At 29.7% G+C, this 12,064-nt stretch carries 9 protein-coding genes; all 9 read right to left on the minus strand.

Annotated features, from left to right (window positions below):
• A partial coding sequence (locus AB671_RS02090; protein ID WP_228391028.1) for a hypothetical protein occupies positions 1 to 377 on the minus strand: 377 nt, incomplete at its 3' end.
• A 155-nt stretch (positions 378 to 532) separates the two neighbouring features.
• Positions 533 to 1,465: a hypothetical protein gene (locus AB671_RS02095; RefSeq protein ID WP_066678353.1), complete on the minus strand. Its 933-nt coding sequence runs from the start codon at positions 1,463 to 1,465 to the stop codon at positions 533 to 535.
• A 106-nt stretch (positions 1,466 to 1,571) separates the two neighbouring features.
• Positions 1,572 to 1,802, minus strand: a complete 231-nt coding sequence (locus tag AB671_RS02100; RefSeq protein WP_066678357.1) for a hypothetical protein — start codon at positions 1,800 to 1,802, stop codon at positions 1,572 to 1,574.
• Positions 1,803 to 2,303: 501 nt separating this feature from the next.
• Positions 2,304 to 2,462 (minus strand): bacteriocin-like protein, encoded by a 159-nt coding sequence (locus AB671_RS22420; protein WP_185114090.1) that lies wholly within the window; start codon positions 2,460 to 2,462, stop codon positions 2,304 to 2,306.
• A 10-nt stretch (positions 2,463 to 2,472) separates the two neighbouring features.
• On the minus strand, positions 2,473 to 2,679 hold the full coding sequence (locus tag AB671_RS23025; protein ID WP_066678359.1) for a bacteriocin-like protein: 207 nt from the start codon (positions 2,677 to 2,679) through the stop codon (positions 2,473 to 2,475).
• Positions 2,651 to 2,794, minus strand: coding sequence for a bacteriocin-like protein (locus AB671_RS23030; protein ID WP_157444105.1), 144 nt, complete (start codon positions 2,792 to 2,794; stop codon positions 2,651 to 2,653). Before AB671_RS23030 ends, AB671_RS23025 begins: the two co-directional genes overlap by 29 nt.
• 80 nt (positions 2,795 to 2,874) lie before the next feature.
• Complete coding sequence (locus tag AB671_RS02110; protein ID WP_066678362.1) at positions 2,875 to 4,398, minus strand: vitamin K epoxide reductase family protein; 1,524 nt, start codon at positions 4,396 to 4,398, stop codon at positions 2,875 to 2,877.
• Positions 4,399 to 4,921: 523 nt separating this feature from the next.
• Positions 4,922 to 10,186: a CHAT domain-containing protein gene (locus AB671_RS02115; RefSeq protein WP_066678364.1), complete on the minus strand. Its 5,265-nt coding sequence runs from the start codon at positions 10,184 to 10,186 to the stop codon at positions 4,922 to 4,924.
• A gap of 542 nt (positions 10,187 to 10,728) precedes the next feature.
• Positions 10,729 to 11,613 (minus strand): CPBP family intramembrane glutamic endopeptidase, encoded by an 885-nt coding sequence (locus AB671_RS02120; RefSeq protein WP_066678366.1) that lies wholly within the window; start codon positions 11,611 to 11,613, stop codon positions 10,729 to 10,731.
• Positions 11,614 to 12,064 lie beyond the last annotated feature (451 nt).

The raw sequence follows: 12,064 nt of genomic DNA on the forward strand, positions 1-12,064 counted from the left end.
TTAATTTTATTATGTGTAATTTGCTGAATAATTTTTCTTTGTAAAATATCTAAATTATCAAGATCAATGATTAAATAGTTTAAATTGTTTGGTTTATCAATTTTATTATCAGAATTTTTAAATTTATTTAACTCTTTGATTGACTTAACGCTTATTCCCAATTTATTTGATATTACAAAATCAATATATTGCTGTAAAATTTTTTCAGATTCTACATCCAATTCCTTTTTTAATAAAAGATAATTTTGGCTCTCATCTATTAAAATATCGTATAATGTATTTGGTATAAATTTTAAAAAACCTGAGTTAATATCATATATAATTGATCTATGGAAACCTTTGGTAATCTTTACAGATTCAAATAACTTTATGTACATGTTTTAAAATATTGAATACTGTTTTGGTGAGCGTATAATATGAGTGGTAATGTTTTTAATATTTTTATTACCAATAGGTTTTATTTGAATTATATTCTTGCATTTAATCCATTCTTGTAATGAATATTCTATTCCTTTTAATTGTAATTTATCTTTCATAATAAACTCGCTATATATTTACCTATATTGTAATTACCAAAAAGACTGACTTGGTGAAACTGACCTAAAGGATTCACTTCCAGAAAGAAATATTCATTTCTAGTTCTAAGGAAATCAATAGTACCACATTTCAATTTCAATACTTTTGCTAATTTCAGTATTTTTTTTTGCAGAGACATTGGAAGTTCATACGGAATATACTTTTTATCAACTTCTTTTATGTTTCTTATATCAACGTTATTTTCAAAATCAAAAGTTGCAACTGACCATATTTTATTCTCAAAAAAAAATGTTCGAATCTCAAAGTCAGTTCGAATTTTATTTTGCAATAAGGTAGGTATTAGTTTAGTTTTGTTTTGAATATTTTCTTTACTAATCTGAGTAGTGTAATTTAAGTAAAGACCATCCCCATTAATAATAGGTTGCATTTCTGATAAAGCTTTAGTGATAAATTCTTTTTGTGTGATAGTTTTTTTTATATCAAAAACTTCCGAAAAAATATATGTTTCTGGAATTTTAAAACCAAGCATATTTGCCAAATGCAGTACTTCTAACTTATTTACTTCTTTTACAAAAAAGTTCCCATAAATAGGAATATTTCTTGTCTGCAAATAGTAAAATATGAAGTTCGTAATAGAATTACATTCTCTTCTATAGAATTCTTCTAGATTTATATCTAATTCATCAGTCCCGATATCACAAGTATTATATGAAATAGTACCATTTCTGTAAAAAACAGCTTTTATTTCATTTAAATTATAAGAAACTTCATCTATGGAAATTTCAAATGAGTTCTGATTGAAATTAAATTTTACCGAAGAGATTACTTGATTTTCATTTAAACGAATGAATTTTTTGTCTTCGGATGATAACCAAGAACATATTTCATCTGTAATTGAATCATTGTAATTACTAACAAGAAGCACCATATATTTTAGATGTAAATCAACAATAGTATCTGATACAAAAATTTAAGAGAAGTACATAATACTTCTCTTAATCTTTATAAATTAGTTATTCTTAACTTTTTTAGGATTAATCTAAAGATTGATTAATTTTAGTAACCTTTCCTAAGTATCTTGTTGAACCATCTGGATTGCATACATCGCTAGTCCATGTAGTAGTTGTGCTTTGACCTGGGCTTAAATGGTCAGCGATAGTTACTGAACCTCCTCCTGTTGTAGTTACCGGATCATTACCTCCAACTACAACTTTTAATTTTTCATTTTCTAGTTCAAAAATTTCTAATTTTTTTAAATTTTTCATAACATATTTTTAGTTTTTCCTACTCTATTGAAGCTTTTCGGATACCGCTTTACTTATTTCAAATATAAATGAAATATTTTAATCTTCAATATTTTTTTTTGTTAAAAAAGGTTAAAATAAATATTTGTATGATGATAATGTTTCAATCTTCCATCAATTCACTAATAAAATAACGGATATTTTCACAATTACATTTGTGTATAACAACGAATCGTTAAGTACCTTAGTAAAATTAAATCCTGAGAAACTGTTTTAGAGTTGATTTGAATAAATAAACGGATTTTTTCTTATCTTAATTGCCAACTATATAATTCGTGTCATTTTTCCTAAAAAATGTAATTAGCTTAAAAGAGAATTGCAAATCTTAAAAGAAAAAAATAAATTTTAGGACAAAAATTTGGACAACTGTGCATCTAAAATAAAAGAGGCTGAATAAAATAGTCTGTTTATTTAAAGTGAGGATTACATTTTCTAGATATTAGTTCTTATCTAAGAAATTCTCTATACATACTGCGGACAAACCACAGCAGGACAGTAAAGCTTAGGACATCTTGGTTTCCCATCTGTTGGGCAACAACTTGTAGAGCAACCAATAATGATTGGCCCAGCTCCAAAAATGTCTTTCATTTCGTTTCTTGCTAATTTTTTCAGATTTTTCATATAATTATTTTTAAGATTCTACGGGACATGGTGCAAAGCAATAAATATTCGGACATCTTTTAATTCCTGGAGGAGGACAGCATTCTTGAGAGCAGGTTAAAGCTCCTCCATTAATACCTTTCATCTGGGTTCTTGAGACTTTTTTTAAATTTTTCATAATACAATAGTTTGGTTGATTTGATGATTGATTAAGGTTGGTTGCCACCGCCACAGCCATCGTATGGCATGCATTTCCATTTTCCGTTGATTAGGCAAAGTTGTCCGCCTGTGCAGACAAGACCGCCCTGAATGGTTTTCATTTCCTGTCGGTTGATTTTTTTTAGATTTTTCATAAAAATTAGATTTGGTAATTTCCTACTCGTTTTAAGCTTTTCGGATCACGCTTTATGTCATTTAAAATTAATCATTTATATTAAACAGAAACAACTTCGGTTTCAAATTCTTCATCTTCAATGAGTTCACCGATGAAATAATGAATGTCTTCACGATCATATTTATCAGGAAACTGATAGCCGTTAATAATAAAAACGGGCGTAAAATTAAGTCCAGCTAAACCGTTCTCCTTAGTCATCTGAATAATATCTGTAAGATTTTCCGGATTTTCTGATTCTGATTTTCTTCTAATTTCACTTTCATCTCTGTTTTTAAACCAGGTATCTACAGTATTTAAAAATTCTTTCTGTGACTGGTTTTTATAAATATTAGAAAAGTCTGAAATCAACTGAGTGTACTTTTCACCAGCTGTTTCACCAGAATAATTAAATCTCATTTGTACAGAAATTTCTTCTGGATATTTTGCTAATAAATCTTCAAGAATTTTATGTGCATCTTTACAAAACCCACAATATGGATTAGAAACGACAGAAATATGAAGTTTTGCATCTTCATTACCTAATAAAAATGTTTGATTATCGGTAAACTCAATTTTTTCTTTATCCGTAAGTTCTCTTTTGAAAAGGTCATAATTTCTTTTAAACCTTAGATTTTTTGCATTTGATTTTTTAAGTTCTTCCTTTTGATTTGTTAAATTATTAATGAAAACAAGCAGTAGGAATAGGGTAGTAAATAAAACAGCAGAAATTAAGATAATATTTATCGATAAGTTCCACGAAAAAAATACTGAGCTTAGCACTATTTGAGATAATAAAACCGCGATAATTAACAAACAAACTCTGCAAAGTGATTTTTCAACAAAAGCCTGCACATAAATTGAGTATAAAATAACACCAACAGAAATCCACGAAATAGCTTTAAGAATAAATTGAGCTTCGGGCAATAATAATCCTAAAACAGTGATTCCAAGAAAATAAATTAAGCTGAAATCTGATAATTTTAATCCTAAAATATTGGTTTTATCAGAAGAAAAAATCTTTGAACATGAACTTTGAGATTGCGAATTGGCTGTACCTCCACAAATATTATTAACTACAACAGACTCATTTCCAAATTTTTGATTGAAAAGTTCCAGTGAAATATAAACTCCTATCAACGACAAAATATTAAAAACAGCCTGAGACCATTCTAATCGGAAAACAGAATACAAAATAATAATCCCGAAAATGGCATAGATAAAAGGTTTAAAATCGAAAAGCGAAGTGCTTTTTATTGTTTCAGTTTTCTCAAATAATAAGACAAAATCATCTGAGTTTTTGTAAAGTTCTTCTTTATCTATATTTTTTACTTTATCAGAATAAATGGTGAATACATTATCTTTCTTTTTTACCAAAGAAAAAGAATTGTTGACCAAAGCGATAAACTCATCGGGCAGTTCTTCCCAATATTCTTTATCCAGCTCATAGGCATCGTTTTTTAACCCTAAAAAATTAAGTGTATCACTAAAAGCTAAAGCGGAAGGGTAGTTGGGATGAGAGTTAAATTGAAAATAAAACTCTTGTTTGTCGAGTTTGAATTGGTCGATTAATTTGTCGAAATTCATTGAGTAATTTGGTGTATAGTTAATAGGGATTCAAGATAATAAAAATTATTTCACTAGCAAGTTAAACTATTTAGAAATTTAAACTTTTATATTTTTAGTTAGAAAAAAAGACAAAATCACTATTTTAAATGCATTTAAAGCAGTTTTTACTTCAAAAAACAAATCTATTAATAATGTTGAAATCCCTTAAAGAAGTCTTTTTTAGAAGAAAAATCATTTCCAAATATGATATTTTATCACATTAAGTAGATATTGAAGAGTACAATATTGTTCTTAAAAAAACAAACAAAGAGCTTAAAAATTTGGAAAAACATTCAATACACTTTTTACTTAATCCTCAATTTTTGATAGATTTGAAAATGTTAATTAGGTAAATACAGCAATCAAAATAAATAAAAATGTCTCCATTCAGATTAAAATGAAGACATTTGAATGTAGGGAATCAAGACGGAATTATTTTCAATTTTCCTAATTATTGAAATTTCATTATCAAGTCTTGACTCGATAAGTTGAGGGTTAAAAATTATCGTTTGAGCTTTCGTAGCAATTCTTCAGTTTTGGTTTTCAATAAAGCGGCATCCTGATTTTTTATTTTTCCTGATTCATCTTTTGTAAGTACATCAAAAGCGTCAATTATGAGTTCTAAATTGAAGAGTTCTGCTTTTTTCTTCCCTATCGACCCGTATCTTTCTCTGGTTTGTTTGTAATTGAGGTATAGATTTTGCCAATTACTATCTTTTTTAGCCAATTCGTGATCTAAAAATAAAATAGACAAATCACTAAACGCATAATCTGAACTGTCCCAATAATCCATATTTAGGCTTGTGTTTTTGAGCGATTTTTTATGATTTTCAAGCAAATCGAGATATATGTTTTTCTTTTTTGAGGTAATTACTTTTTTAGGCTGTTCAAAATCTAATATGCTTTGATAAGTAAGATAGTTATTCAGCGGATACATTTTTTTGCTTATCTCATAGGCTGCAAGATAACTTTCACAGGTAAGCTCCAATTTTTTTCTCTTTTGAGCCCCCGTATTTACAAAAGCCAATCTTTTGTACGAGCTTGCCAAAAGCCCCAGTCGCCCTGCGGTTAGTTTTATATTGATAAGCTGTTTCAAAAAGATTATTACTTCATTAATTGTAGCAATTGCTTCATTTTTTTCAATTCGATTTGCCGTAAAATCTTCATAGCAGAGATAACAAGTTGTATTACAGTATTTTTCAAGAGCAGTAACAGTGAAAACTGTACTTTGGTTTGTTCTCAGCTCGTCTAATATTTTGAGAGCTTCTTTATACATTCCGAGTTCATAATAAATATAGGCCTCAGCTTCTGAAATATTAGGGCTAGAAATTCCTGCTTTGTCACATCCTTTTTTGATAAGGTCTATCTGTGGCAAAATATCTTCACTTTTAATTTCTTTTACATCCAGTTTATTCAATAGGTTTTTTAAATCTACTAAAACTTCTTCCTCAAGAATATAATTTTTCTTTTCAATTTTTGATTTGCTGCGATTGGTCAATTTATAAAATGGATCGCCGTAACATTGATAAGCTCCCCAAGTATTGTTGTCGTCTTTGCTTTTTGCATAAATTTTTTCACGAGCGTATTTCACGGCTTTACCAAAACTTTCTCCTTCCAGCATTTTTTTGTAAAATTCTGTTGAAAAAGTTTCTGCATCATCATCGTTTACTTGCCATCCTGCAACTACAACAGCCTTTACACCATTGTCTATAAGCTGCGTTCCGATATTAGCAGCTAATTTGAATCTATTTTGATAAAAACGCTCATCAACTCCGTCAATGTTTCCTAGGTGACAGCAATTCACAAAAACAAGTTCCGGAACTGTAGACATTTGTTTGATGTGAAACGGAGTGAAAAAGATGTTGTTGCCGATTACCATTCCGGAGTTTTGAGGATTATTGGGATCGTAAAGTCCGTGTCCGCAAAGATGCATTACTTTGTGAGATTGTGAGAAAACACTTTCTATGATTTTAGATGCAGAAGCATTCACTAAAAACATTGTTTCAAACCTAGAATACGCCATTATTTCATTGATAGCATTCCCTTCCCGAACTGCTCCCGGCAATTGATTGATAAAACCCTGCAAATCTGGATCTGCAACAATGAGAACTTTATCTTCCAATACACGATCAATTTTTGGACGATAATCAGATGTTGTCAATTGACGAATCATTCCTGAGTCTATGCATAGCGGTTTTGCTTTTTTAGAATTGTCTTGCAAAATTTCCCAAGGATAGCTTGCGCTTTCTTTATCTACAAGCCAAACGATGTTTCCTTTTCGCATCAACTTTTCTTTAAAATCATTTGGAATGAGCATTTCAAATAATGTTTTAGAAATGCTGTCGGTCCATCTGTTTTCAACTGAAATTTCTTTTACAAATTCGCTCACGAGATTTGTGCTAGAATAGACTTCATTTTCTTCCTGACGGGCATCTCTTGTATTTAAGCTAAAAACAAGACTTTCATTTTTCGTTTTTACGCTGATTCTGTTCCACCAATCTTCACCGTTTTCCAGAGGGAGTTTTTCTTTAGAGCCAAAGAGTTTTTTAATTCTGTAATTTTCTATATAAATCTTGTAAACATCATTTTCGTTTTCTATAATTTTTTTGAGTGCGTACAACCCCGTCACGGCATTAGACTCATATAATTCTATAAATTCAAGATGATTGATGACACAGTATTTTTGGCCGTTAAGTTTTATACTGTTTTTATTAGCGTTGTTTATTCCTTCAATGATTGCTTTTATGGAACTTTCTATCGTTAATCCACCGAAATTACTCGCTATGAAAAGGGCAGAAACACCTACGGTTTCTATATTTTCGTTTAAATTAGATTTATTTAAAAGATAATTGGTCATCGATAATTCTACCGACTGTGATAGCAAATAAGGTGTTAATTTCCCTGTTTCACCAAGCCCGATGATGATGGTTCCTTCGAAATAATTTTGCTTTTCTATAATCTCGCAAGTTCCAATTTCACCAGGATAAACTCCTAATTGATTTTTTTGCGAAAGCATGAAGTTTACATTGTAATCAATTGCTCTTTCTGCATACAAGATACCATCATTTTTAAAATGTCCTGCAATCACGGGAAAGGATGCATAAGATAAATCACCGTGGCTTATAGATACGGTGATAGGGATATCATTTACGCTAATTTCTTTTTCATTTTTAATTCCAAAGATTGAATTTTCTAATCCGTTTTCAGAGAAATCAAAGTCATAGTCTTCAACATATCTGAAAGTAGTAGATTCTCCTCTGAAAATTGGTTTGTTCTGAGAAATTTTATCGGTTTTTCCTTTAGAAATTATTTCTTCAATGGCAATAAAAAGGGAGGTTTCATTGGCTAAATCTCCGTGAGTAACGTTAGAATAATACACTTTCTTTTTATCAATAAGTGTTTGTGGAATTCCAGATTTCCAGGTTACACTTTGGTCGCCTTCTCTTGTTGCTTCAAAAACTAATTTTCCATTTTCAAATTTGTGTCCACAAGGGGTTGATTTATCTTGTCCTGCAATATAAGAAGCGTTGGTAAAATCAATTTTATTTTCAGAAACGAGCTTGTTTATTTTATCTCTGTATTCTTTAAAATCATTTAAATCCGATTCAGTGGGAATTGGCCAGGAAGCATCATTAAATCCTTTTCTCATTGATTCCCAGGTTTTAATAATACCATAGTTATCATCTTCAGCGGTTGTAAAGGGAAGCAAGGAAAGAATTCCGGGAAGCTTTGAAAATATATGGATTAATTCTTTTTTAGAATGTTTCATATCAAGAAAGCTCAGCTTATTGATAATGCCGTCTTTTCCGAATAAAACAGAAAGAATACGGTGAGAGCCTTTCAAGGGTGAACCTAAAAACAAAAGCTTGAAATCTTTGGAATTATTCAGCTTAGTCCATGTTTCCGAATGATATGCAATGAAATCCCGCATCAAAACGCCACCCATAGAATGACCAATAACTTTTATCGGTTGATTAAAGCTCAGTAAATAATTAATTTTATCGTTCAATTCATTCGCCGAATCTTTCATTTTTTTTCTCCAATCGAAGGGAAAAACTACTACATCATAGTTAAATGACAATTGCTTATACAATTTACCGTAAGAACTCTTTATAATAGACTGTGCCTTGTTATTTGTACTTTCAACATCGTGCATTTGTTCCAGGCCGCCTCTTACAATGCTCCAGTAATTTAACCAAATTCTGTTTTTTTCTTCGACATTGTAAATATTTGAACCCATAATTCCAGGCAATAAAATAACGATAGGTTTTTTCCCAGAAGGTGGTACTTCATTGGGAAATAATTCTCCGCCGTCCAATCCTAAAACACCTCTGTCGCTGGAAGGAATTTTAAATTGCGGAACTTTGCTGTAGCCGGGAATGAGTTCTCCAGTTTGAGTTTTTAAAGCATTTAGAATAGCATCTTGCGTCTTTTTATTGTCAAAATAATGAATATGATCTACAGAAGTTCCTTCATCAAAAAAATATTGAATATCATTTAATCTTCTTACACCCAGGTACATCGAGTCTGTATTTACAACAAGGTCATTGCGCTGAGTGTAAAATAGTTTTCCAAGAATTACCAATAAGCCATGAAAGTTGATGCTCAATTTTCCGTTACCCGAGATCACCATCAAAGCATTGCCGTCTATGGCATTTTCTGTTCCTTTATGATTTAAAATTTTAATAAAATCCGATTGCGGATTCATTGCCTCCAAACCGGGGAGTACATTGATATTATTTTTTTGTTTAAGAATTGTTCCGATTAAATCATGTGTCAAAGTCGCTATAATGCTCGTTTTTTCACCAATTAAATTATAAAAAACATTCAAAATATGATCTATTCTTTCTGAAGCCAAAATTGTTCCTGCAGAAGGTGATGCTACACGAATAAATTTTTTAATGTTGATTTTTTTAGTTTTAAAAATTTCATCAAGCTCCTGAATATTGGCAATATCATCTTCTCTGTTTTCTTTTTGTAGAAGTTCAATGTGATCTTTTGAAAAACCTTTATTTTCAGAATATTTGCATAAAATATCTCCAATCAATCCGCCTCTGGAATGACTGATAATATGAAATTCGCTGTTATTGGGTAATTTTTTCGCCAGGTCTACCGCATTTTTTAATGGACTTTGTGTAAGTGTTCGATGTTGAAAAGCTAAAATATGGTCTTTGTAACTATCCCAAATTTTTGAGAATGTATCATTCTTTTTCAATGCACTGAATGCTCCTAACGTATCAGAATTTGTCCCATGAATGAAAAGAAGATAAGCTTTGTCTGAGTTTTTTTGTGTTTCATTAAATGCAGATAGCTCAAAATTTTCATTTAAAGTATTTAAACCTTCACGACCATTAAGATGACCATTTTCTAATTTTTCTGCTACCTCTTTCACCAATCTATCTTCGACTGGTTTTGTAAAAACATGAATTATTTTTAAAACAATTTTGGTTACAAAATTTCGATTTTGATTGTTTCCGTTGAGAGAAAGTGGAAGATATAATATTTCATTGTCGCTTCCATCACGATTTTTGTTTTCTATAGTCGGAAAAAGTTCTGTAATCGTTTCTGTATCAGAATGCCAAGAAGTTCCGTCGTCGTAGACAAACTCGTAATATTTTTCTTTTTCACTGAGGTCTATCTCACCATATTCACTGATTGCTCTGTTGTCGGAACCAATAATATACGTTTTTTCTAAATCGGGAAGTTTGATGTTGGCGTTTAGTAAAATCTCCTTTACAGGGAATTTGTACTTCAATTTTGTTTCCATGGTATTGTTTTTAGTTTTATAAATGATAAAGCGCTATCAAAATTAAGAATATAACCAGTATCAAAAAACAGGATAAATACCTATTTTTATTATTCGGAAGCATAGAATTTTCAGAAAATATCTTATTTATCAGACTTTATCGGTTGAAAATAAAGTCACCAGTTTAGATTAAACCCAATGATTTCAAATAATCGATAATATAAAAATACAATTATTGCTTTTACGTATAATTGTTTGTAATTATATTTTTAAAAGAATAGGGGTAAATCTGCTTTGTAAAAAAGTAATTAATATGATTATACAGAGATACTTATGCTTTTTTAATCAATTATTCGATTTAGAGTGTTTTATGATTAGTGAAATAAAAATTGATTTGAAAAAGAATAAAGAATTTTTTTAGCTAAAAAATTAACAGCAGAAATAACACAATGAAAAGCTAAAGAATAAATAGAGTTAGTTTAAAAATTAAATCCTTTTTTCGCATTAAGGAATTAAGGTTATTTTGTTTAAACAAAATATTTGTCATGTAATCACATTATCTATTAATCAAAAGAATTTTCAATTTTATACTCCTTTTCTAATACTCTTTTAAATTCTTCTTTCGAGAGACCGTTTTTTGAAGAAAACTTCATATCAACAATAACTTCATCAACATAGTATCTTCCTTTTCCATAAATAAGATTAAGAATATCCTGAAGATACAATTGAGTTGCCTCGATTTTATATATTTTATTTTTTCTTAAATCCAAACTGGTAGTTTGAGTTTCGTTCATATGAAAAAACACTTTCTCCTCAATGTTTAATGTATAATTTGCTGTCTTATCAGTATATGGATTTGCAAATAAAATCATAACAGTGGGTATTAGAATCGCAGCCATAAAATTCCATAGGGCATGATAGAGAAATCCGTAATAAAAATTTAAGCGAACTCTGATAAAACTGATAACAAATGCTCCTGAAAGTTGGCTTAAAACAATAAGGGGTGATAAAAGAAAAAATGTAGGACTGTTATTGAAATAATTTCCAGCATGAACCAGACCAAAAGCAATACTGAATGCATAGACAAGCCACGGGAAAAGCCTGTTCCATTTATCACGACTGATTATCCTCTTGAATATAGAATTGTATCGTAAAGCTAATCTGAATATGATTTCTTCAAAAAAGGGAATTAGAAGGACCACCAAAATAAAAACCATATAGATTGTATTCTGCTTATAATCTAAACTTTCGCTCTTAAGTTTAATAAACTTATCGATAAAATAATCAAGAGGAAGAATGATGATACAGGTAAGTATTAGTTCGAATAACAAAAATTTAAACAGCAGAGTGATTTTATCTTTAGTAGAGGTTTTAATCTGTCGGTCGTTAGGTTTTTTTAGAAAATTAAAGAAGTCAAGAGCAATAAATTTTGTACTCAGATTAGACATTTGGTATTAGTTTTTTATCATTAATTAGTGTAGATTTTTTCGTTTTGTTACAATCTCTTTTAATTTTCTTCTTTGAAGAATTAAACTATTAAACAATTTTTGTAATTAGATTACCTGTATAGGTTATATTAGATGTAATATCTGCTATAATATTTTTTGCTTGAGAAAGCTTTGTTCTATTAGAGGTCAATGTAGATATTTCACTCTCAGAAACACTTTAGTTACCAAAACAGGATTATTATTTCCAATGGGATTAGTTGTAAAATCTTCAGATTTATCACTTTTAGATTCGTAAAAAGCGAACATTAAAGCCGGAAATAATAAATAATTTTTAGATTTAATAATTAAAAAGTTGAAAAATATTTTAAGATTATTATAAAAAGATTTTATGTATATCCGTAATCATCCATAATTTCGTATATTTGTTTGTTATATAATAAGTTAGATGGAT

It is taken from the genome of Chryseobacterium sp. BGARF1 (genome assembly GCF_001677955.1).
GTDB lineage: Bacteria > Bacteroidota > Bacteroidia > Flavobacteriales > Weeksellaceae > Chryseobacterium.